This window comes from Amycolatopsis sp. NPDC043889, from assembly GCF_056435645.1.
Genome location: NZ_JBWKEC010000001.1, coordinates 98,038 through 120,450, shown reverse-complemented (window position 1 = coordinate 120,450; position 22,413 = coordinate 98,038). Strand labels below are relative to the sequence as shown.

Here is a 22,413-nt window from a genome sequence, read left to right as displayed (position 1 = left end):
TGGCGCGGCATCTGCCGGGCAACTTCGACCGCCTCGGTCCTGCCAATCCGCTCCATGCTTGGCGGGACGTTCGCCGGAGTACGACCGCTATTTGTGCCCGCGACGTCCTGAGGTGGCCACAACGAATGGCTGCTGTTCGACGACAACCTTCGGGCGGTGTGAATGGTCGGTGAGGGGTGGGTATCGGTCAGCGCAGGATTCCATCGTGCAATGCGCGGAGCACGGCGTTGGTGCGGTCGCGCGCTCCGAGCTTGAGCAGGATCGTCGACACATGGTTCTTGATCGTGCCCTCGGCCAGGAACAGGGCTCCAGCGATCTCGCGGTTGTTGTACCCCGCGGCCATCAACCGCACCACCTCCAGCTCGCGCCCGGTGAGTTCCCGCACGGGCGGTGCGTCGGCTCCGGCTGGTGGGGGACCGGACCGGATCGCGCGCAGCAGGCGGCTGGTGATCGACGGCGCGATGAGCGTGCCGCCCTCGGCCAAGGTGCGGACCGCGCGGGTCAGTTGTTCCAGGGTGACGTCCTTGAGCAGGTAGCCGCGGGCGCCCGCCCGAAGCGCGTCCAGCACGAGCGTGTCGTCGTCGAAGGTGGTGAGCACGAGGACCGGCGTGTCGAGACCGCGTTCGCGAAGGCGCTCAAGTGTCCAGATCCCGTCGTACCGGGGCATTCGCAGGTCGAGCAGCACCACGTCCGGGGCGAGGGCCGCGATGAGTTCCAGCGCGGCTTGCCCGTCGTCGGCCTCGCCGACGACATCGACGTCGGCGAGGCCAAGCAGTCCGCAGATGCCCTGTCGTACCAGTGTCTGGTCGTCGACCACCACGACGCGGGTCACGACGTGGGCATCCGGGCGGTGACCCGGAACCCTTTCCGGCCGTCGACACGCACCTCGCCGCCGAGCGCCTCGAACCGTTCGACGAGCCCGCGCAATCCGTTGCCGAGTACCGGATCGGCCGCGCCGTTGCCGTCGTCCGCGGCGGTGAGGCACACCGCGTCGCCGTCTGCCGAGATGTCGATCCACATCTCGCGCGCGTCGGCGTGCCGGATCGTGTTGGTGACGATCTCCTGTGTGGCCCGCACGAGCGCCGCGGTCTGCTCCTCGCTGGTCCGCACCTCGGACGCGACCTCGATCGCCACTTTGAGGTCGGGCAGATCGCACACGATCCGGCGCAGGGCCGTGGTGAGGTCCGGGAATTCGATGCGCAGCTTGCTGACGGTGGCGCGGACGTTGCCGAGCAGGTCGCGGGCTACCTGGTTGGCTCGCTCTACGTGTTCCCTGGCCCGTTGCCCGTCTTGGTGGCGGGCCACTTCGAGTTCCAGCGCGAGCACGGTGAGCTGGTGGCCGAGAAGGTCGTGCAGGTCGCGGGAGATCCGGAGCCGCTCGGCGGTGCGCGTCGATTCCGCCAGCAGCACGCTCACCGCTCGCAGTTCGATGTGCGCCTCGGCCAGCTCCCGGCGCATTCGCTGCTCCCGGAGGAACGCCAGTGAGCTGAGCAGGGTCGCCACCTGGATCAGCGCGTAGAAGCCGGCACCGAGCACCACGCCGGCGGTGTCGTCCACCTTCAACGCTGTGACCGAGGCGATGACCGCGGTGTTGAGGCCCACCACCGCGAAGCCCGCCCACGCCGGCACGACGTAGACGCTCACCGCGGCGACGACCACGAGCAGGACCGGCAGCAGACCCAAGTGCGTCGCGGACGCCACCAGCCCCCACCCGGCCACGACCGCGGTCGCGTAGGCGGTCCGCCGGACCCGCAGAGGAGGAACCGCGCCCACGGAGATGAGAATGGTGGCGACGAACAACGCGAACAGCACGACCCACCAGAAGCGCGGAACGGCCGACTCGTTCACCCCGACCAGTACCGGGCCGACGACGACCATCGACACGACGAACATCACCAGACCCGACCACTCGTCCGGACCGAGTCGACGCATGAACCCACTCTACGGCCTGATCCGACCGGCATCGGGTGCCAAAAGTCATGGTTCGTATTCCTGACCTCCGGCACCCGCGAATGCCTGCTCGGCCCGCCTACCGTCGGCATATGGTCGACACAGCCGCGGCGGTCACCGCCGAACACCTCAGGAAGCGCTACGGCGACACGGTCGCGATCGACGACGTGAGCCTGCACGTCGAGCCGGGCGAAGTCCTCGGGATTCTCGGCGTGAATGGCGCCGGCAAGACCACCCTGGTGGAAATGATCGCGGGGCTGCGCGCACCCGACAGCGGCCGCGTCAGCGTGCTCGGCCTCGATCCTCGGCGCGATCGCGCAAAGGTCCGCCAGGTGCTGGGCGTGCAGCTCCAGCAGTCCTACCTCCACCACGCGCTGACGGCCGCGGAACTCATCGGCCTGTACCGCAGCTTCTACCCGGATCCGAGGCCCGCCGGGGAACTCCTGGACCTACTCGGGCTGACCGCGCACCGCTCGACCCGGTTCGAGAAGCTCTCCGGCGGTCAGCAGCAACGGTTGTCCATCGCGCTGGCCCTGGTCGGACGACCTCGGGTGGTGATCCTCGACGAACTCACCACCGGGCTGGACCCGCGCGCGCGTCGCCAGATGTGGACCGCCGTGGAGCAGCTGCGCGACGACGGTGTCGCGGTTCTGCTGGTGAGCCACGCGATGGAGGAGGTGGAACGGCTCTGCGATCGTGTCGCACTTCTTGACTGTGGTCGCGTTGTGGCGCTCGAGACGCCCGCCGGGCTCGTGACGCGTGCCGGGGCCGAAACCCTCGACGACGCGTTTGTCGCCCTTACCGGAAAACAACTGGAGGAGACCCCGTGAACACCACGATCGACGCGCGCCGTCCTGGTCCCAGCTCATGGCTGGCGCTCATCCGGTGCGAGGCCAAGATGGTCGCCCGCGACACCGCGGGGCTGGTCATCCCCATCGGACTGCCGCTGCTGATCCTCGTCATGAACGCGGCATCGGCCGATGAGCAGGTCGTGGCGGACGGCCGCACCGCGCTCGACGTTTACGTCCTGCCTCTGGTGGTCACCATGGTCCTGGCCACCATCGGCATCGTCAATATGCCCAGTTTCCTGGCCTACTACCGGCGTTCTGGAATCCTGCGACGGCTCTCGGTAACGCCGGCGTCACCGGCTATGGTGCTCGTCGCCCAGGTAGTGGTGAGCGTTCTCCAGGTGGCCATCGGCATCGGCGTCGCGTTCGCTGTCGCCGCGGTCGTGTTCGACGCCGGCCCGCCCGCACGCCCCGGTATGACGATCGTCGTCCTGCTGCTCGCGATGGCCGCCCTGTACGGGGTCGGCATGATCGTCGCCGCGATCGCTCCGACCCCGAACTCCGCCGTGGCGATCGGCCTCATCTCCTTCTTCGCTCTCGGCGCACTCGGCGGAATGTTCGGTGGCCGCGACACGCTCCCGGACGCACTGGCCGACATAGGAGAACGGCTCCCGTTCGGCGCCACCTTCGAAGCACTGTCCGCCGTATGGGGCGGTAACACGGTCGAGCCGGCCCACCTGGTGAGCCTCGCCGCGGCGACGGTACTCGGGGTAGTCGTCTCGGCCGCGTTCTTCCGTTGGAGCTGAGCCGGTGCACCGGGTGACGAGGCCAAGCGCTCACCGTTGACCTCGAAGTGACGCCCGGTCAGCCGAAACGGCGTAGGCGCTCGACCAGCTGACTCGGGGACCTAGAGGTTCTGCTCCCGTACCGCCGAATGGTCCTCTCGCCAGTGTTCCGCTGCCCGGACAAGTTCGTCATGGACGCGCTCGAGGAACTGACCGGTGTCGGTCAGCCGGGTGCCGGCGGGTGTGGTGCCGCCGAGGGTTTTGGCGCCTCTCCTTACGGTTTCGGCCAGAATGGCGTTGGTTTGGGCGCTCGCCAGCATGGACCGGTACCAGACGTCGTCGTCGATGACGTAGCGATCGCGTCGTTGGTGGGGGTCGCGTTCGCGGCTGATGTGCTCTTGTTCTTCGAGGTAGCGGATGGCAGTGGAGACCGACGCCGGGCTGACGCCGAGCCGCTGAACCAGTTCGGCCGCGGTCATGCTGCCGCTGTCCGTGGTGTAGAGGCAGGCGAGCACCCTGGCCATCATCCGGGGAAATCCGGTCCTGACCAGGACGGTGGTCAATTCCTCCTCGAAGTCGTGCACCGCTTCGGGGTCACGTCCGTGTGGTTGGGCGGTGGTGACCGGTACCGCCGGGGTCCGGACCGACCTGCTTCGGCGCGCACGCTGTTCGGTGGCCTGGTGCGCTTGATCGGGGCGATAGCCGTCGGGGCCACCGTTGCGGATCACTTCCCTGGTGACGGTCGACCGTGGCCGGCTGAGACGCCTGGCGATCTCGGCGTAGTTGAGTCCTTCGCGCAGCCAGGTCGCGATGCGTTCGCGGTCCTGATGACTCAGCCTGCTGCCTGGCATCGAGTTCGCCTCCTGGTGTTCGGTCGGCCCGTCCGGCGGAGCGGAGCGCGGGGGTGGCCGCCAGTATGCGTTCATCCGCAGTCCATTGCAACAATGCTCGGATCCGATGTTGCATTAGGCTCCAAGTCTGTTGCAACACAAGAAGCTTCTGACCTGCAAAAGGCTAATAATTCAGAAATAGCTGTTTGACGATTTACTGAATGCAACGTAACCTTCGCCATGTTCTGAATGATCGGCACCGGCTGCTGATCGTCTCTGTCCGCGAAGGAGCCCAAGATGACCGAGTCCCACTCCGCCTTGACTGAACTGCCCGCCACCCGCGCGCCGGGGTGTCCCTTCGACCCGCCCGCCGAGATGGCCCAGCTGCGCGAGCGGCGGCCGCTGACCCGGATGGTCTTCCCCGACGGGCACGTCGGCTGGCTGGCCACCAGCTACCAGCTGGTCCGGAAGGTGCTCGCCGACCCCCGTTTCAGCTCCAGGTCCGAACTCATGCACTGGCCGAACCCCGGGGTGATGGCCGCCGCCGGCGGGTTCCCGCCCGCCCAGCCCGGCGACTTCATCGGGATGGACGCGCCCGAGCACACCCGCTACCGGAAGCTGCTGACCGGGAAGTTCACCGTCCGGCGGATGCGCCTGCTCACCGAACGCGTCGAGCAGATCACCACCGCGCACCTGGACGCGATGGAAGCGAACGGCCCGTCGGTTGATCTGGTCGAGGCTTTCGCGCAGCCCATCCCCGCGCTGGTGATCTGCGAACTGCTCGGCGTTCCCTATGCCGAACGCGAGTCTTTCCGGGGATATCTCGCGGTGATGAGCAGCTCCGACGTCTCCCTTGACGAACAGGCCGCCGCGATGGGCGAGCTCGGTGGCTACCTGTACGGCCTGATCCAGGCGAAGCGTGCCGAGCCGACCGACGACGTCCTCAGCGATCTCGCCTCGGAGGACCTCACCGACGAGGAACTCACCAACGTCTGCGCACTGCTGCTCGGCGCCGGTTTCGACACCACGGCCAACATGCTCGCGTTGGGCACCTTCGCGTTGCTGCAGCACCCCGAGCAGCTCGCCGCCCTGCGCGCGGAGCCGGCACTGGTCGACGGCGCGGTCGAAGAGCTGCTGCGTTATCTGGCCATCGTCCCCTCCAACCAGCGGACCGCGCTGGAGGACATCGAGCTGGACGGCCAGATCGTCAAGGCCGGCGAGACGGTCGCCCTCGCGTTCGGCTCGGCCAACCGTGACCAGACGCGGTTCGCCGACCCCGACACCCTCGACCTGCGCCGCACGGCCACTGGGCATCTGGCGTTCGGGCACGGCATCCACCAGTGCCTCGGCCAGCAGCTGGCGCGAGTGGAGATGCAGGTCGCGTTCCCCGCGCTCTTCGACCGGTTCCCGGAACTGCGGCTCGCGGTGGCGCCCGAGGAGGTGCCGACCCGCGCCGGGATGGACATTTACGGCGTGCACCGGCTCCCGGTCACCTGGTAGCTCCGGTTTCCCTTACCAACAGCGAGAAGGATTGACATGACCACGTTCGAAACGCCCGGACCGATCCACGCCACGATCGATCTCGCAGCCGGTGGTGTCCGGATCACCGCGAGCGAACGCTCCGACACCCACGTCCTGGTAAGCCCTCTCGATCCTGGTTCCGCGGACGACATCAAGGCCGTCGAGCAGACCCAGGTCGACTACGGCGACGGGCGCCTGGTGGTGCGGACCGCCGGGAAGTTCCTTGATTCACTGCTCAAGACGAACGGTTCGGTCGAGGTGACCGTGGACCTGCCGGAGGGTTCCCGGCTGAATACCGGGAGCGGCGCGGGCAATCTGCGCGGCGAGGGGCGCCTCGGTGACACCAGGATCCGCACCTCCTTCGGTGAGGTCGACCTCGACCGGACCGGAAACCTCGAGCTGACCACCGGTGCCGGCGGGATCCGGGTCGGGGTGATCGATGGCTCGGCCTCCGTGAAGACCCTCAATGGCGACATCGAAATCAACGAGGTCACCGGAGGACTGCTGGCCACCGCGGAAAACGGCGACATCGCTGTCGAACGCGCCCTCGCCGACGTCGAGGCCAAGACCGGGTACGGCGGCATCCGGATCGGCGAAGTGGTGCAGGGCAGCGTATTCGTCGAAACCTCGACCGGACAGCTCGAACTCGGTGTCCGCGAAGGCACCATCGCCCGGCTGAATGCCAGCTCCCAGTACGGCGCGGTGAAGGACCTTCTCGGCGCGACGCCCGATGGCGCATCGGCCGGTAAATCGGTCGAGGTGCGTGCCGTCAGCGGTTCCGGCGACATCGTGATCCGCCGCACCTGAATCCTCTGGTCCCTGCTAGCAGAAACGAAAACACATGAATACCAACCGAAACCAACCCGCGCTCGCGGTTTCCGGGCTGCGTAAGGCGTACGGCGATCACGTCGTCCTCGATGGCATCGACCTCACAGTCGACGAGGGAACGATCTTCTCACTCCTCGGCCCCAACGGCTCCGGCAAGACCACCATGGTGCAGATCCTGTCCACGCTGATCACCGCAGACGGCGGCGAGATGCGGGTGAACGGCCACGACGTGGTCCAGGAGCCGGACGCGGTCCGCGCGTCGATCGGCGTCACCGGCCAGTTCTCCGCGGTCGACGGCCTGCTCACCGGTGCGGAAAACCTGCAGCTGATGGCGGATCTGCACCGCCTGCCACGGCGCGAACGTCGTCGGCGCGTCGTCGAGCTGCTCGAACAATTCGATCTGGTCGAGGCCGGCGGGAAGCCCGCGGCGACCTACTCCGGCGGGATGCGGCGACGGCTCGACCTGGCGATGACCTTGGTCGGGCGGCCGCGGTTCATCTTCCTCGACGAACCGACCACCGGCCTGGACCCCCGCAGCCGCCGCACCATGTGGGAGATCATCCGCAGGCTCGTCGCCGAGGACGGGGTCACCATCTTCCTCACCACCCAATACCTGGAAGAGGCCGATCAGCTCGCCGACCAGATCGCCGTTCTCTACCAGGGGAAGCTGGTCGCCAAGGGGACCGCGGCCGAACTCAAGCGCCGGGTCCGTGGCGGGCATATCAGCCTGACCTTCGCCGACGCGCGCAGCTTCGACATCGCGTCCCGGTCGCTGGATGTGTTGTCCCGCAACGCCGACGCATTCAGTGTTCAGGTGCCTAACGACGGTGAAGTCCGGACACTGCGCACCCTGCTCGACTGGCTCGACTCCGCCCGCCTCGTCGTCGACGGGCTGTCCGTGCACACTCCGGATCTCGACGACGTCTTCTTCGCCCTCACCGGCAACACCACTACCGAGAACGCGCAGAAGGAGATGGCCCGATGAGCACGGTTTCCCACGCCATCAGCGATTCCTCCACCATGTTGCGGCGCCAGCTGCGCCATATGCGGCGCTACCCGTCGCTGACGCTCGTCACCGCCGGTATGCCGGTGATCTTCCTGTTGCTGTTCGTCTACGTCTTCGGCGGCACCCTCGGCAACGGGCTCGGCGGCCCGCTCGGCGGCCGGGCCGACTACATCAACTACGTCGCGCCCGGCATCATCCTGATGACCGTCGCCGGCGCCGCACAAGGTACGGCGATCTCGGTCGCCACCGACATGACCGAAGGTATCGTCGCCCGCTTCCGCACCATGGCGATCGCCCGCGTCTCGGTACTCACCGGTCATGTCGTCGGCAGCCTGATCCAGGCCCTGCTCAGTATGGTGATCGTGATCGGGGTCGCGTTGCTGGTGGGGTTCCGGCCCACCGCGACTCCTCTCGACTGGGTCGCCGTCTTCGGTGTCCTGACGATGATCACCTTCGCGCTCACCTGGTTCTCCGTCGCTCTCGGCATGGTCACCAAGAGTGTCGCGGCGGCGAGCAACCTTCCGTTGCCGCTGATGATCCTCCCCATGCTGGGCAGCGGATTCGTCCCCACCGATTCCATGCCCGCCGGGTTGAAATGGTTCGCCGACTACCAGCCCTTCACGCCGCTGATCGAGACGCTACGGGGACTGCTCATGGGCACCCCTATCGGCAACAGCGCGGCACTGGCCGCCGGCTGGAGCGCCGTCATCGCCCTCGGCGGATACGTCTGGGCCAAAAAACTCTACAACCGCGAACCCACCCGGTGACCGGCGAAGCGGGCCCAGCCATGAAAACGTTCCTGGTCACGGCGTGGCGGGAATGGCATCGCCCGCTGATGGTGAGCGTGCTCCTCATGCTGGCGCTCATGCTGGCGTCCGGAGTCGGCCTGCTCGTGGACGACCGCACCCTGCTGAACGAATCGGTATGGGTGAAACCGTTCAAGTTCGGCTTCGCGTTCGCGGCCTACGGTGCCACGTTGGCCTGGTTGCTCACCAAGCTGGGCAAGGCGAAACGGTTCGGCTGGTGGCTCGGCACCGGTCACGCGGTGTTCACCGCGGTCGATGTCGGCGGGATCGCGGTGCAGGCGGCGCGTGGCACCTTCAGCCACTTCAACACCGATCTGGATGATCCGGTCAACTCGGTGGTGCTGGGCATCCTCACCTATGGGGTGCCGCCGGTCCTCCTCTTCAACCTGGTCATCGCGATTCTGGTGCTGATCCAGCGCGCCGGCGGCAGGGCGCTGTCCATGGCGCTGCGTGCCGGGCTGGGGATGGCGGTCTTCGGGATGAGCGTGCCGTTCTGGCTCGGTGTCTCACAAGGCATCAAGCCCCGCACCGTGCTCGATGCCAATGGGAACGCGGTGACCATGTACGTCGGGCACGGCATCGGTGACCCCGATGGCACCGGCATGCCCCTGACCAACTGGAGCATGACCGGCGGTGACATGCGAGTGCCGCACTTCGTCGGAATGCACGGTATTCACGTCCTGCTACTGGTCACGCTCCTCCTTGGGGCGCTCGCGGCCCGGTACACGTGGCTGCGGACAGAGAAAGTACGCGCACAACTGGTCGCCGTCGCCGGGCTCGGCTACTCCGCGCTGCTGGCCGCCGTGGCCTGGCAGGCCGCTCGCGGCCAGTCCCTGGTCCACCCGGACGCCGCGACCGGTACCGCCTTTGCCGCGGTAGCGGCGGGAACGGTGGCGGCGTTCCTGGCGGTGATCCTCTCCGCGAAGCATGGGGCGGCCTATCTGTCCACATCGGACGAAACTTCAACCGCAGGTCTTTCGGCACAGAAAAGGAAAGTGTCACGATGAATACGGCACAACTCGATGCGGCGGTCTATCAGAACGCGGAGAAGCTGATCCGGCAGTATCGGCCGGGACTGGTGTTCGGCGCTCGGGTGCAACCACGGTGGCTCGACGGCGGAAGTCGCTTCTGGTACCGGGTGAACACGGCCGTGGGGAAACGGTTCATCCTGGCCGACCCGGAAGCGGGCATCCGGGAGCAGGCGTTCGACCATGAGCGGCTGGCGAAGGCGCTCGCGGACGCTTCGGGGGAGGACGTGGACCCGGCGGCGCTGCCCTTCAGCGCCATCGAACCGTCCGACGGCGCGGTCGAGTTCGACGCGTTCGACGAGCACTGGCGTTGCACAGTGGAAACCTATTCCTGCGCGAAGGAGCCGCGAAAGCCCTTGCCGGGCTTCCTGGAGGTCGCCTCGCCGGACGGGAAACACACGGTCTTCCTCCGTGGCCACGACATGTGGCTTCGCACGCTGGAGAACGGCGAAGAGCGTGCGCTGACCTTCGACGGTGAAGAAGACCACGACTACGGGACCAGCGCGGACTGGTGGCACCGCAGCACGATGAGCAAGAGGCTCGGCTATCCGACGATGCCGCCGGCGGCCTCTTGGGCGCCGGACTCCACCCGGGTGCTCACCCACCGGACTGACCAGCGGGGCGTGCGTAAGATCCACCTGGTCGACGCCAGGCCGGACGACGGCGGCCTGCCCGTCTGGTACACCCAGCGCAACGCGTTCCCCGGTGACGAGCGGCTGCCCCTTGCCGAACTCGTCGTACTCGACGTCGAGACCGGCGAAATCGTTCCGGCACAAGCAGATCCGCTGCCGATGAGCATCCTGTCGCCGGTGATGGTCCGGCTGGCGTGGTGGTCGGCCGACGGGGCGGCGGTCTACTTCCTGAGCCAGCCGCGGGACCTGCGCACGCTGACGCTGCATCGGCTCGACCCGGCGACCGGTGTCGTGACGGACATCCTGTCTGAGTCCGGCCCGACCCGCGTCGAGGCGAATCCGTTCGCCGGTGACGGGCGGCCGCCGGTGCTGGCGGTGCTCTCCGGCGGTGACGAGGTGATCTGGTTCTCCCAGAGGGACGGATGGGGACATCTGTACCTGTACGACGCGAACACCGGCGAGCTGTGCCACCAGCTGACCTCGGGCGAGTTCCTGGTACGGGAGATCCTGCACGTCGACGAGGAACGGCGGCTGGTGTACTTCACCGCCTCCGGGCTGAGCGACACGGATCCGTTGCGCCGTTCGCTCTGCCGGGTCGGTCTGGACGGGTGCGGTTTCACCCTGGTGGTCGACGACGACCTCGACCATACGGTCACGGTCGCGCCGAACCGGAGCTACTTCATCGACTCGGCGGCCAGCACCGGCGACGCGCCGGTGATCACGGCAAGGGACTGGGACGGCACCGTGCTCGTCGAACTGGAACGCGCGGACATCAGCGGGCTCACCGCGCTCGGCTGGGCGCCCCCGGAACACTTCTGGACCAAAGCGGCCGACGGTGAGACCGACATCCACGGCGTGCTGTACAAACCGCACGGGTTCGATCCCGAGAAGAGCTACCCGGTCATCGACCACATCTACCCGGGGCCGCACACCAACCGGGTCAGCCCGGCCTTCGAGGACGCCTACTCCGGCTGGGGTGAGGTGGTCGCCGCGCTCGGGTTCGTCGTCGTCGCCGTGGACGGACGCGGAACACCCGGACGAAGCAAGGCGTTCCACGATGTCTCCTATGGCAACCGCGCTGACGCCAGTGGCCTTGGCGACCACGTCTGGGCGATCCGGCAGCTCGCCGAGACCCGCCCCTGGATGGACCTCGACCGGGTGGGGATCTTCGGTGACTCGAGCGGTGGATACGCCTCGCTGCGCGCCATCCTCGATTACGGCGACTTCTACCGGGTCTGCTCCTCCAACTGCGGCGATCACGACCTCCGGAACTATCACGCCGGGTGGGGCGAGACCTACGAAGGCCCGCCCGGCGAGACCGACTATTCGAAGGCCGCCAACGAGAACGTCGCCCACAAACTGCGAGGAAAGTTGCAGCTGATCCAGGGCGGTATGGACACCAACGTCAACTTCACCAATACGTTGCGGGTCGTCGACCGCTTGATCGCCGCGGACAAGGACTTCGAGTTGGTGATCGTCCCTCGCGCCGACCACATCTATCTCGGCTACGACCACTATCTCTACAAGCGCCGGTGGGATTTCCTTGTCCGTAATCTCCTGGGTGTCGAACCGCCGAACTACCGCATCAAGCCACTGCCGTTCGACGAGGATCTCTTCTCCGGCTGGGTCTGACCGGATGTGACTTGGTACTGAGGGGTCTCGGCGAGCGGCAGGGAACTCAGCGGCGAATGCCGTTTCGCCGAGGGCCTGCCGGATCTTGGCGGCGTGATGGTGGTCGCCGTCGAGATGCAGAGCGAGTGCTGATCTCATTGAGACGTCCGAGGTGGCGTCGACTGAAGCAGTAACCCGCTCGGATTCATGACGACAGCCGAACGCGTGTCAGTGGCCAGTTCTTTCTCCCCACTGGCGGCCAGTTACCGGGGAGCTATCTGGCCGTCGGTGAGGCGTGCGTTGCGTAGTCGCGGGTGCGTGTGATGGCAGGGCTGAATCCGGAACGACGGGCATGGTGTCCGCGCGCTTCGCTCCGGCGGGTGCTCGATAGACCAGGTCGGGGCGCGGACGTTCGGGGGCGGTGTCCGGGCCCGGCGCGCGGACCGGGCGCCTCGGCGTCGACCGGTAACCCGTGGGGGTGCTTACCGTGCGTGCAACTGGCCGCCAGTGGGGAACCACGATGGCCGTCCTTGTGTGGCCGTCCGTGGGGAATTTCAGCTGGCCGCTGACAAACGCGGCCGGAGTCATAGCCGCAGGCAGTGCGGACACCGTCTGGGACTAGGTTCGCAGCCGCTACACGTCGTCTCCGATTGGGCTCCGTTGCCGAAGTAGAGCCTGATACGGCTTAGCACGGCGCGACACTCGACACCGGCCTAACGTTGCGCTGACTTGCACGAATCACCAGAATCTGACACAGATCGGCACTGGCTGATATAGCCAAGTTGTGGACTTTCAATCCGTAGGTTCTGGGTTCGAGCCCCAGGCGGCCCACTCATTCGACATCCCCGCTGGCCAGCGGGGATATACCTGTCTGATGATCCTGCGAGACTCGACGTGGGATCGCGGTGGGCCATCCCAGTGCTCCGTGCGGGAAGCCGCGGCGAATCTGCCGTCTCCGGCCGTCCGGCCACGGCGGCATCTTCGCCCGGAAGTACCAGCTCCCGCGCCGCCAACCTCGACACCGGCTGCCCAGCAACCGCGAACCCACTTGACGGATCATCCTCCGCGCCGCCATCCCCGGCGCGACCGCGGCCGCCTTGGCCGCCCTCGCCATCACCGCGATCGCCGTCCCCGCCCTGGAACTCGGCTTCGCCGGTACCATCGGCTTCCTGCGGGGCGCGCTGGTCGCCCTCAACCAGGCCGTCTCGACGCTCCCCGGACCCGCTGTACGCACTCGCGCACTACTTCCCGACCCACGGCGCCGTCCTGGCCCTGCGCGCCGCGGCCATCGACGGCACCGGCCTCACCACTGGGATCGCCCAGCTCGCCGCGTGGTCGGCACCCTCTTGTCGATCCTGATCACCGATCGCCCCCGCCACCTGTCCGGCAAGAGCATCCGGCTTCGCCACGCGCATCCGCTCGCGACCGTCCGACCGCGAGAGGACCGCTCCGATGAGCCGGGCAGCATGCCGTTGATCGCCGCGCCCACCAGGCAGCCGGCGTGCGGGCAGGGGCGAAGGGCCGACACATCGGGGGTGACCCGAAGGTCCCGGTCCGAGATGACTTCCGGCCGTAGGTCCGGCGACGTCGGAGGGCTTGGCTGGAGTCATGGGCGGCGGCTGGAGTATCCGCTGCCCCGCTGGAGAACCTCTCAGCGGTCGATTTCCACCGGTGAACTGGAGAAGCATCATGAGTGGCTGGGTCATCGCCGCCATCGCCGCCGCTGTGTCGCTGGTGGCGGGTACGGCGATCAGAATCGTGAAACAGTACGAGAAAGGCGTCCTGTTCCGGCTGGGCCGCGTCATCGGTGTGCGGGAACCCGGACTGCGGCTGATCATCCCGGTGATCGACGTGTTGCGGCGGGTGTCGCTTCGCATCGTCACCATGCCGATCCAGTCGCAGGGGATCATCACCCGCGACAACGTCAGCGTCGACGTGTCCGCGGTCGCCTACTTCCGGGTGGTCGACGCGGTCAAGTCGGTCGTCGCCATCGAGAACGTCTACGCCGCGATCGACCAGATCGCGCAGACGACACTGCGGAAGGTGGTCGGGCAGCACACGCTGGACGAGACCCTGTCCGAAACCGACGCCATCAACCGGGACATCCGCCAGATTCTCGACGTGACCACGCTCGATTGGGGGGTGGAGGTGACCTTGGTGGAGCTGAAGGACATCCAACTTCCGGATTCGATGAAGCGGGCGATGGCCAAGCAGGCGGAGGCCGAGCGGGAGAAGCGAGCCAAGATCATCAACGCCGAGGGCGAGGCCCAGGCCGCCTCCGCGCTGGGCAAGGCGTCGGACACCATGATGGAGCACCCGCTGGCGCTCCAGCTGCGCAATCTGCAGAGTCTGGTAGAGATCGGAGTGGACAAGAACACGACCGTGGTGTTCCCCGCACCGTTGATGAGCACGATCGGCGAGCTGGGTTCGTTCCTGGCCCGTGAAGCCACTGCGGCGGCCACTCCGGTCCCGGCTCCGACCGAGCCTGTCGTCACGGTCCCGGCGCAGGGGGGCGCCGGCCAACGGCGGACCGCAACGCCCGCCTGAAGCCCGGCCCGCCGTCAACGTGCTTGAGTCCAAAATGGACGCGTTGACGGCGGCCGTCGACACGCGCGCGTGAACCTCAGTGTCGACCACCACTGAGGTTCACGCGCGCGTATTTTTGGATGCCGAGAAGCCGCCACACCCTTCCTCGTCCGGGCGATACTCGCGGGAGGACGGTCGCGGCGTCGAGGATCGCGGGATCCACGACGTCGTAGCTGTCGCCCTTGACCTCCAGGGTGGCGTGGCCGGCGGCCAGGACGTTCCGCAGCCAATCGACTTTCGTGCCGTATGGCAAGGGAATGATGAAGCCGTTCTCGGTGCGTTCCGCGACCACGGGCGTGGCATACGGCTTGCCGGAACGACGGCCGGTATGCCGTAGCAGGGCCGCGTACCAGTGTCGTCGCCCCGCCATGCGCAGCATCACCGGGTTCAGCACCCGCTTGTTGAAGGCGCGCACCGTGTCGCCGACGCGGCCGTGCTTCGGGTGGACGTGCTTTCCGATCACCATTTCGTCCTCCTGCAGCGGGAATCCTCAGGCGCCGACCGCGAGCCTCGGGGTCGTGCGTGGCGCATCCGGCCATCGAACGGCCAGCTCGTTCGACGAGCGCTCCGGCGGGCCGGCCGTCACACGCGTCCCACGGTGCGAAGCGGAGCCTTGCCGGGCCACGTTCTTCACCGATACGAAGAACATCCGTCCCTCCGTTTCGCGAGGCTCGACCGGCCGGCGTACCCGGTGACGCGGTCGGTTCGTCTCGTCACCAGGCGATGTTCCCCACCTGGCCGCATTCGGGTGAGAGGCCAAAGCCCTCTGACGGCAGGGGCGATGGGCCTTCAGCGCCGTCAGGCCTTCGACACGAGTGCCACGGTCTTCGACGAACGGGCTTTGGTCCCTATCTTCGGTTCACGCCCGGCGCGCACGCTGGATTCGGCAACCGGAAGAACACAGTGGAGTGCAAAGGAGACGTGACATGTTCGCTTGGGGAATGCTCACCGCGTTCGGGCTCGGCGTTCTGACCATCGCGGCGATCGGCGGACGCTGGCTGTCCCTCGGCCGCGAACTCTGGGCGATCGCGTTCGTGGTGCTCGGCATCGCCATCGCCTGGATCGCGGATTTCGATCTGTTCGCCACGTGGAACCTGCCCGTGCGCAACCACGGACTCGGGATCGTGTTCACCGGCATCGCCGTCGCGGGGACGAGCTACTTCTGGCGCGAGGTCCTGCTGTTCTGCGAAGGCCTGTCTCGTAAGCACACCGACGAAGCGCAAGCGCTCGAGAAGACTCAAGACCTGCGTCGCGTGGCGTGACGGGCAGGTCCACTGTGGACGACATGGCTGTTTCATCCGCACAGCGCCGTGAACGAGCGGTTCAGGGTCTTGTCGCGCTCGGCCGGCACCGAGACCACGGTTTGCTGCTTCGCGTTCGCTGTCATGCCGGACACCAGGTCGCGGTCGTTTACGAAACTCCGAACGGTCGCGTCGTGGTGACGCTGACGGGCTCTCATACGCGCGATTCGCGTGATTCCACCGAGGCGGGTCGTCAGGGGCAGGAGCATGTCGCGCTGCTCGACGATATGCCAGGACAGGACTACGACCTCCTGCCCTCGTGGTGTGCATGTGGCAATCACGCACTCTCACAAGCCACTTTGCGCCGGCGTATCGCCACACGGCGGAAGAACCTCGTTCTCAGCTGAGAACGGAACCGACGAGAGGACGTGGGTGCATGGACCGCATCTCCCTGACGCATTCTGAATGCGTGAAACTCGTCCGAGGACCCGAACGGCGCCGTGACGCGCTCGTATCCATAGACGGAAGCGGCCCGATGCCCCTTCTCTGTTTCGTCCTCGACAGCGGAGACGTGTTCATTCCCATCGGGAAGGACGCGACAGCCTTCCACCTCGCCGCGTTCCGTCCTGTCATCGTCGAATTCTCGCACCTCGACGGTCACTCACCGGGTAGCTGGATCGTCACCGGCGCCGGGATCGCCTACCCCATGTCGCGCCGGAATCACCTCCCTCCGGTCACGTGGCGGGCGACCCGGTGGGCGAGGGTCATGACCTTCGAGAACGGCCTGCGAATCCGGATCGCCCGCTTCACCGGCTCTCTCGGCACCGGCGAGGCCACCGTTCCCCGGCAGCGCGATGGCCGGTCGGGTGAATCCCCTTTCATGCCCAAGGTTTCCGATGCGAGGGAAGAAGGTCCCTGGACCGTGAAAGGCCACGTGGCCCCGTGTGCGACCGACGGATGCGAAGGCAGCGATGATGCGTCTGCGTGACTTTCCGGACTGGTTCCGTTCCACCTCCGCGCCGGGAGCACCGTCGAGCCGGGTGTGCCTGTGGACCGCCACTGAGCGGGAGAAAGGAACGCTCGCTGCGAGAAGAAGTGAGTCGCACACCGCCGAACCGTTTCGCCGGACCAGCGCCGGGACGCGCCTGAGATCGCGTTGGAAGCACTTCGCCTCGTACGGTGTGAGATCGAACGCGGCCCGGAGTTGGATCCGCGCTCGTCGCCGTCCGAATCCCCGGCTGTGTCAAGGGACGGTGGAGTTGGCTCTGGCGCTGGAAGAACGGGAACGCGCCGAGGCCGTGCGAAGGCGGGCGCATAGGGCTCTCTCCTGACGGCCTGGCGGGGACGAAAGTCCTCGGGCCGTGGGTCTTGTGACGCCATCCGGGGACTGCGGCTGGGCCATATGGTCGTCGTCGGGTGATGGCAGATCGCGACGAGCGGTGGATCGTGCCGATATGACGGAGGTTGATTCCCTTGATCACCGGTATCGAAAGCGATCATGATCTTCGGTGTGGCCTGACCGGCTATGTGGCCGCGGTGAGCGCCGTGGTGGGGTCGGGGAAGAGTCCTGCATCGTGGACTCGGTCCCCCGCGTCGGCGTATGTCGCGTTGGACGTGCGGCTGCCGCGCCATCCCGGGCGGGACATGGCCTTGCTGTGGGACGAGCGGCACGGGTGGGCGCTCGCGATGGAAACCCATTCCGGGGAGGAACTGCTCGTGCTGGCCTACATCGGTGGTGACCCGGTGGCGGCCCGGTCCGGCGGTGGAACCGGCGCGCTCACCACGCCGGTTGCACCGGGCCCGCGGGGTGAGCGTGGCGAACTGAAGGACCGTTTGCTGCTGTTCCGCCGCGACCCGTGGGCCACCGGCGCACCGCTCCTCCGGCGGGCGATCTGACCTCGCCCGTGCGTGGGTGTTGCCGACCCGGACGGGTTATCCGGGGATGAGCGGAACCTGCCAGGCCAGGTGGCCGCCGGCGGGATGGTGGGGCCTGAGGGTGCAGCGTCCGCCGTGGCTTTCGGCTCGGGCGCGTATGTCCGTGAGGCCGCTGTGCCGTTGGGTGGGGTCGATGCCGTTGTCGGTGATGTCGAGGATGATTCGTTCGTCGTGGGCGGTGATCTCCACGTCGGCGTGGGTGGCGTTGGCGTGCTGGGCGACATCGTTCAAGGCTTCGCTCAGCACCGTCAGTAAGTCGTCGGCGATGGCGGGTGTGGTGATGCCTTCCAGCTGGCCGGCGAACCGCACTGTGGGATCGAATCCGAGGGCCTCTGTCGTGTCGGTGACGACGTCCAGCAGCCGGCCGCGGAGGCTGATGTCGGCGAGCGGGGTGATGTGGCCGAGCTGGAAGATCGTGTTACGGATCTGTCCGATGGTGACGTCCAGGTCGTCGATCGTGCCGAGGATCCGGCCGGAGGCGGGACCCGGGCCGAGACCGGACACGGTTCCCTGCAGGGAGAGGATGGTGGCGAACAGGCGCTGGATGACGCTGTCGTGCAGGTCTGCCGCGATCCGGTCGCGTTCGTCGAATACGGCGACGCGTTGCTGCTCTGCGCGTGCGTCGGCGAGTTCGATCGCGACACAGGCCTGGTGGGCGAACGATGCCGCCATGTCGAGGTCCTCGGCGGTGAAGGCGGGACGGCCGTGCCGCCGGGCGGCAGTGATGGTCCCGGTCACCCTGCGGTCGCTCAGCGGGACGATCATCATCGACTCGATGTCCATCCCGGCCGGTGCGTCGGCGGTGGTCGAGGACTGTTCCTGCGGCCAGGTCCCCAGTAAGGGCCTGCCGGTGCTGTAGACCCGGCCGGACAGCGAGTCATCGATGGGCACACCGGTACCGAGCAACGCCGCCGCGTCCGGACCGACCGCGACCTCGACAAGCAGGCGCCGATGGTCCTCGTCGGGCCGGCAGATGGTCACGATGTCGGCGTCGGCGGTGAGGCGGCTGTGCTCGGCGACAAGTCCCAATGGATCGCTCGTCTCCGGGGTCAGAACAGCCAGGGTGATCGCGGTCGAAGCCTGTAGCCAGTCCTGGCGGGACTGGGCGGAGCCGAACAGCCGAGCGTTCTCGATCGCGACCCCGGCGGTGGACGCCAGGGCGGTGGCGAGCTCTTCGTCCTCGGCGCTGAACCGGCCCTGAACGCTCTCGGCCAGATACAGGTTGCCGAACACCGTCGTGCGTGCGCGGATCGGCACGCCGAGAAAACCGCGCATCTCAGGATGGCCGTCGGGGAATCCCGACGACCGGTCGTCGTCCTCGATCCGGTCCAGGCGGATCGGACGCGGGTCGGCGATCAGCGCGCCGAGCAGTCCTTTGCCCTGGGGCAGGCTTCCGATCCGCCGCACCATCTCCGGGGGCATTCCCACGTGAACGAATTCGGCCAATGTCCCGTCGGGGGCGATCACGCCGAGCGCGGCATAGCGGGCGCCGACCAAGTCCCGGGCGGCTTCCACGACGTGCCGCAGCACCGCGGGAAGGGTCAGGTCGGAGGTCACCGCCCGGTTGGCGCGCAGCAGCCCGCGCAGCCTGCCCTGGGTACTCAGCACCTCCTGGGCATGTTCCACCAGCCGACCCAGCAGCCGGTCGAGCCCGAGCCGGGGGACATCGGGGAAGGTCAGCGGTTCCTCGTCAGCCGCTTGCGGCCCGGCCGGGTCGATGTGGGGCGTCTCTGTCCCGGTGTCCTGTTCGATGACGCGGGGTTTGTGCCGGCGATCGGGCTGCTCGCCCATAGCGTCCTCCCTTTCGGGAATCGATTCCGCTTCCACCTTGGCCGGTACGGCCCCGATGTGACCGGGGTCGAGCGCAGCACTGTTCGACGTCACCGGTCCTGGGCCAGGGGACGCCACCAGCGGCGAGGAAGCGCAAAAGTCCGGGCAGGAACCCCGGCGCGCCAGATGCGAGCCAGTCTCTCATGAACCGGCACAAAACGACATGTTCGTGAGAATCGTGCTTTCGCCGGATTCTCACGAACACCCGGCCTGGGACGGCCGACGAATCACGGGCCTTGACCGCAGGCGCCGCGGCTGGGCGAGTACGGCGCCCCTTCGGCACTTCCCCCGTCCTCTGGCGTAAAGGCGCCGACGATCCGATTCCGTCGCCGCGGAGAGGACATTCGGTCCGCCGCTCCCTGCCGAAAGTCCCTTCTGAGACAGAGAATCCCGTGTCACGGTGAGCGGGAGGGGTCTGCGTGCAGCATTGGACGAGGGAGAGTCCGTGTCTTGGAGATCGCATGACGAGGGCAGCTGGCGGCGGAGCAACTTGATCACCCGCCACCGGGATCACCTGCCGCAGGTGAAGGTATTGGTCGATGAGCTGTACGCGGCGTTGTCCGAGGACGGACCAGGCGCATACGAGGCCATGATCGAGGCGGAGTACGCCGGGCCACGTGAGCACGTTGAACATCACCCATGCGGTGATGGCGTGCTCAGCTTGATGGCCGAACCCACCCGGGATCCGGAGCGGATGCGGCTGACCCACCTGGTCTACGGCGGATGCACCACACACCAAGTCCGGCAGGACCTGATCAGTCGCGGTCTGGGATCGCTGGGCATCACCTGGGTGTACCCGCCGGAAGCCGGCTTGTCCGAAGGCTGAGCGGCGGAGACGAGAGTCGGCAGGAGAGCGGTTCCACTCGATGCCGCACAGAACGAAAGCGCTTACCCCCGCGACGGCGATAGTCGTCGTCCGCCATGTGCGCTCGTCAAGAGACCTGCGCCCGGGAGGGCGGGACCTTCTGCCCTTCTCGCTCGATCCCTTGCGGGACAAGGTGAAATGGTCCGGATACGCAATCGGCTCACCTGAAGAGTTTCGAGCGAAACGAGGTCCGATCAATGCGAAAACCTTCCGTCATGACCACCTGTGCCGCGGCTGCCGCGACGCTCGTCGGCGGTCTGCTGTTCGCCGTGCCGGTCGGGGCCGCCCAGCCTCCGACGACCACCACCCCGACCACCACCGGGCCGACCACGACGACCAAGCCCACTGGCCCCACCGCGACCACACCGACGTCGAAATCGCCGACGGCGCCGCCGACGACATCCAAGACCACGACCAAACCGAAGGTCCCCTCCGGCGGAGTCGAGACCGGCGGTGGTGGCACCGCGGCCGGATAGGAAGCGAAATGGGAATGCCCGGCTGGGCCCGCAGTCATCGAGGACTCCTGCTCCTGGCAGGCGTCCTGCTCGCCGTCCTGGCCGGGCTGACCTTCGTCCTCACGGGCGGACGGGAACAGGCCGTGTCCGGCAGCACGACCACATCGGCTCCGCCGCCGGCGGCGAGCACTCCTCCCGCCACCACGGCGCTGCCGCGCTCGGATCCGGTTCTCGTCGAGATCCCCAAGATCAGGGCGAAATCCACGTTGGTGCCCCTCGGGCTCAACCAGGACAACACCCTGCAGGTGCCCCCGGTCAGCCGGCCGATGCAGGCGGGGTGGTTCGCGGAGGGTACGTCACCCGGCGAAATCGGCCCGGCCGTGATCGTGGGTCACGTCGACGGCAACGAACAACCGGGGATCTTCTACCGGCTCAAAGAGTTGCAGGCAGGGGACCACGTCGTCGTCTCTCGCGCGGACGGGCTGGTGCTCACTTTCGTCATCACCCGGGTCATGCAGGTCGACAAGGACGAGTTCCCGACTGACGCCGTCTACGGGGACACCAGCGATCCTCAGCTTCGGCTCATCACCTGCGGCGGTGGCTTCGACCGTACGGTGCGCAGCTATCGTGACAACATCATCGCCTTCGCGGTTCTCCGGCAAGGGTAGGGAACGGCTTCACACTCGACCGCGGTGAAAGCAGGTTTCCAGTCACGGGCTCGCCCAGAGGGAATGCGTTCAGGCAGGCCGAAACCGGCGATCCGCGGGGCTTCTCATCGCCGTCGGCCGCTGAGTTCGGCCGTGTTCAGGCGCCGAGCCGGTTGTAGATCCGGCTGGCCAGAGTGGCGGCCAGCTGGTTCAAGGCGCTCCAAGGTTCATCGAGCGCGAACCGGGCGAGCAGTTCCGCCACAGCGTAGGCCTCGGCCTCGGAGAGCAGTGGCGCGCGCCGGTCCTGGAGCCCCTGCTCGACCAGCCGGGACAGGGCTTCGGCGTACTCCTCCAGGTCACGCACCACAGCCAGGCCGTACCGCTCGTCGAGCGAATCCCCGGTGAGGTCGTCACTCATGGTCGCCTGCCCCTTCTGTCTTCACCCGTCCGACGCGCCTCAGAAAATCTATGCTGACTGGGGTAGACATTCAACGCCGGGTGTGTGTAATGTTCTCCTTGTACCGAGAAGACAACGTCAAGCAGGCGCGGGAGATGACGTAACTGCCCGCGAGGTGAGACAAGCCGGTCAGGCGGTACGGGGCCGATCAAGGAACAGGTCCCGGACGGTGATCGGACGCAGGACGCGGGCGGAGCAAGCGCGCCCGTGAAGAACACGAAGTTGTAGTCAGTAGTGCAGTTGCAGGACCGGTCAGGTGGCCGGAGCCGATCTGTGACGGGGCTCCGGGCAGTGGCCAGCGGCGTCAGCGTGCTGGGACCGATCAGTGGAAGGGTTCCCGTCGTTGGCGTCCGCAGTAGGTGAAGTAGCAGTACCCAGCAAGGTGAGAACACAGGAAAGAAGGGAACGGCAACATCATTGGATCGCCCGCAGCGGCAGGATAGCGCCGCGCGGGTGCCGTAGTTCCATCGAGTTCGGAGGTGGTTCGCGGTCACGAATGAGCGATCCCCGCGAGGTCCGGCTTCCCAGCGGACGCGGGTGCAAGAGGCCGGCGGTCACGTCGGTTGACAATGGTGAAACCCAACCCTGAGGACCCCGGGTGCCGTTCTGGCA

At 67.1% G+C, this 22,413-nt stretch carries 21 protein-coding genes and 1 tRNA gene; 16 read left to right on the top strand and 6 right to left on the bottom strand.

What is annotated here, in order from left to right; translation table 11 throughout:
* Positions 1-187 precede the first annotated feature (187 nt).
* Both AC0685_RS00630 and AC0685_RS00625 read right to left on the bottom strand, forming a co-directional pair.
* Positions 188-832: a response regulator gene (locus tag AC0685_RS00630; RefSeq protein WP_478223637.1), complete on the bottom strand. Its 645-nt coding sequence runs from the start codon at positions 830-832 to the stop codon at positions 188-190.
* Positions 829-1,932: a sensor histidine kinase gene (locus tag AC0685_RS00625; protein ID WP_478223636.1), complete on the bottom strand. Its 1,104-nt coding sequence runs from the start codon at positions 1,930-1,932 to the stop codon at positions 829-831. The genes AC0685_RS00630 and AC0685_RS00625 overlap by 4 nt, the downstream gene beginning before the upstream one ends.
* Before the next feature lie 110 nt (positions 1,933-2,042).
* On the opposite strand from AC0685_RS00625, the gene AC0685_RS00620 reads away from it, so the two are divergent.
* The gene (locus AC0685_RS00620; RefSeq protein ID WP_478223635.1) at positions 2,043-2,780 is read left to right on the top strand and encodes an ABC transporter ATP-binding protein; all 738 of its coding nucleotides are present in this window, start codon (positions 2,043-2,045) and stop codon (positions 2,778-2,780) included.
* Positions 2,777-3,544, top strand: a complete 768-nt coding sequence (locus AC0685_RS00615; protein WP_478223634.1) for an ABC transporter permease — start codon at positions 2,777-2,779, stop codon at positions 3,542-3,544. The genes AC0685_RS00620 and AC0685_RS00615 overlap by 4 nt, the downstream gene beginning before the upstream one ends.
* A gap of 101 nt (positions 3,545-3,645) precedes the next feature.
* Here the strand turns inward: AC0685_RS00615 and AC0685_RS00610 are convergent, their stop codons facing one another.
* A complete protein-coding gene (locus tag AC0685_RS00610) occupies positions 3,646-4,449 on the bottom strand; it encodes a GbsR/MarR family transcriptional regulator (protein ID WP_478223633.1) in 804 nt (267 codons plus the stop codon).
* A gap of 201 nt (positions 4,450-4,650) precedes the next feature.
* Between AC0685_RS00610 and AC0685_RS00605 the strand changes: the two genes are divergently transcribed.
* The 8 genes from AC0685_RS00605 (at position 4,651) to AC0685_RS00570 (ending at position 14,332) form a co-directional block, all read left to right on the top strand.
* Positions 4,651-5,853: a cytochrome P450 gene (locus AC0685_RS00605; protein ID WP_478223632.1), complete on the top strand. Its 1,203-nt coding sequence runs from the start codon at positions 4,651-4,653 to the stop codon at positions 5,851-5,853.
* 36 nt (positions 5,854-5,889) lie between these two features.
* Entirely contained in the window at positions 5,890-6,681 is a 792-nt protein-coding gene (locus AC0685_RS00600; protein ID WP_478223631.1) for a DUF4097 family beta strand repeat-containing protein, read from the top strand.
* Positions 6,682-6,715: 34 nt separating this feature from the next.
* Positions 6,716-7,687: an ATP-binding cassette domain-containing protein gene (locus AC0685_RS00595; RefSeq protein ID WP_478223630.1), complete on the top strand. Its 972-nt coding sequence runs from the start codon at positions 6,716-6,718 to the stop codon at positions 7,685-7,687.
* Positions 7,684-8,475, top strand: a complete 792-nt coding sequence (locus tag AC0685_RS00590) for an ABC transporter permease (protein WP_478223629.1) — start codon at positions 7,684-7,686, stop codon at positions 8,473-8,475. Before AC0685_RS00595 ends, AC0685_RS00590 begins: the two co-directional genes overlap by 4 nt.
* A gap of 20 nt (positions 8,476-8,495) precedes the next feature.
* Entirely contained in the window at positions 8,496-9,521 is a 1,026-nt protein-coding gene (locus AC0685_RS00585) for a hypothetical protein (protein WP_478223628.1), read from the top strand.
* Positions 9,518-11,806, top strand: coding sequence for a S9 family peptidase (locus AC0685_RS00580; RefSeq protein ID WP_478223627.1), 2,289 nt, complete (start codon positions 9,518-9,520; stop codon positions 11,804-11,806). Before AC0685_RS00585 ends, AC0685_RS00580 begins: the two co-directional genes overlap by 4 nt.
* A 743-nt stretch (positions 11,807-12,549) precedes the next feature.
* Positions 12,550-12,616, top strand: a tRNA-Glu gene (locus AC0685_RS00575).
* A gap of 858 nt (positions 12,617-13,474) precedes the next feature.
* Positions 13,475-14,332 (top strand): slipin family protein, encoded by an 858-nt coding sequence (locus tag AC0685_RS00570; RefSeq protein ID WP_478223626.1) that lies wholly within the window; start codon positions 13,475-13,477, stop codon positions 14,330-14,332.
* 76 nt (positions 14,333-14,408) lie between these two features.
* Here the strand turns inward: AC0685_RS00570 and AC0685_RS00565 are convergent, their stop codons facing one another.
* The gene (locus AC0685_RS00565) at positions 14,409-14,837 is read right to left on the bottom strand and encodes a nitroreductase family deazaflavin-dependent oxidoreductase (RefSeq protein ID WP_478223625.1); all 429 of its coding nucleotides are present in this window, start codon (positions 14,835-14,837) and stop codon (positions 14,409-14,411) included.
* A 460-nt stretch (positions 14,838-15,297) separates the two neighbouring features.
* On the opposite strand from AC0685_RS00565, the gene AC0685_RS00560 reads away from it, so the two are divergent.
* The 3 genes from AC0685_RS00560 to AC0685_RS00550 all read left to right on the top strand — a co-directional run bounded on the left by AC0685_RS00560 (position 15,298) and on the right by AC0685_RS00550 (position 17,508).
* Entirely contained in the window at positions 15,298-15,633 is a 336-nt protein-coding gene (locus AC0685_RS00560; RefSeq protein ID WP_478223624.1) for a hypothetical protein, read from the top strand.
* A gap of 745 nt (positions 15,634-16,378) precedes the next feature.
* Complete coding sequence (locus tag AC0685_RS00555) at positions 16,379-16,600, top strand: hypothetical protein (RefSeq protein ID WP_478223623.1); 222 nt, start codon at positions 16,379-16,381, stop codon at positions 16,598-16,600.
* Between the two features lie 485 nt (positions 16,601-17,085).
* Complete coding sequence (locus tag AC0685_RS00550) at positions 17,086-17,508, top strand: DUF6292 family protein (RefSeq protein WP_478223622.1); 423 nt, start codon at positions 17,086-17,088, stop codon at positions 17,506-17,508.
* 36 nt (positions 17,509-17,544) lie between these two features.
* Here AC0685_RS00550 and AC0685_RS00545 read toward each other — a convergent pair whose 3' ends face one another.
* Positions 17,545-19,338, bottom strand: coding sequence for a sensor histidine kinase (locus AC0685_RS00545; protein WP_478223621.1), 1,794 nt, complete (start codon positions 19,336-19,338; stop codon positions 17,545-17,547).
* Between the two features lie 529 nt (positions 19,339-19,867).
* Between AC0685_RS00545 and AC0685_RS00540 the strand changes: the two genes are divergently transcribed.
* From AC0685_RS00540 to AC0685_RS00530, 3 genes are all read left to right on the top strand, one after another.
* Positions 19,868-20,203 carry a hypothetical protein gene (locus AC0685_RS00540; protein ID WP_478223620.1) on the top strand — a complete coding sequence of 112 codons (336 nt, stop codon included), beginning with the start codon at positions 19,868-19,870 and terminating at the stop codon, positions 20,201-20,203.
* Between the two features lie 254 nt (positions 20,204-20,457).
* Positions 20,458-20,718: a hypothetical protein gene (locus AC0685_RS00535; protein WP_478223619.1), complete on the top strand. Its 261-nt coding sequence runs from the start codon at positions 20,458-20,460 to the stop codon at positions 20,716-20,718.
* A gap of 14 nt (positions 20,719-20,732) precedes the next feature.
* On the top strand, positions 20,733-21,365 hold the full coding sequence (locus AC0685_RS00530; protein WP_478224424.1) for a class F sortase: 633 nt from the start codon (positions 20,733-20,735) through the stop codon (positions 21,363-21,365).
* Between the two features lie 136 nt (positions 21,366-21,501).
* On the opposite strand, the gene AC0685_RS00525 is transcribed toward AC0685_RS00530, so the two are convergent.
* The gene (locus AC0685_RS00525; protein WP_478223618.1) at positions 21,502-21,762 is read right to left on the bottom strand and encodes a hypothetical protein; all 261 of its coding nucleotides are present in this window, start codon (positions 21,760-21,762) and stop codon (positions 21,502-21,504) included.
* Between the last annotated feature and the right edge of the window lie 651 nt (positions 21,763-22,413).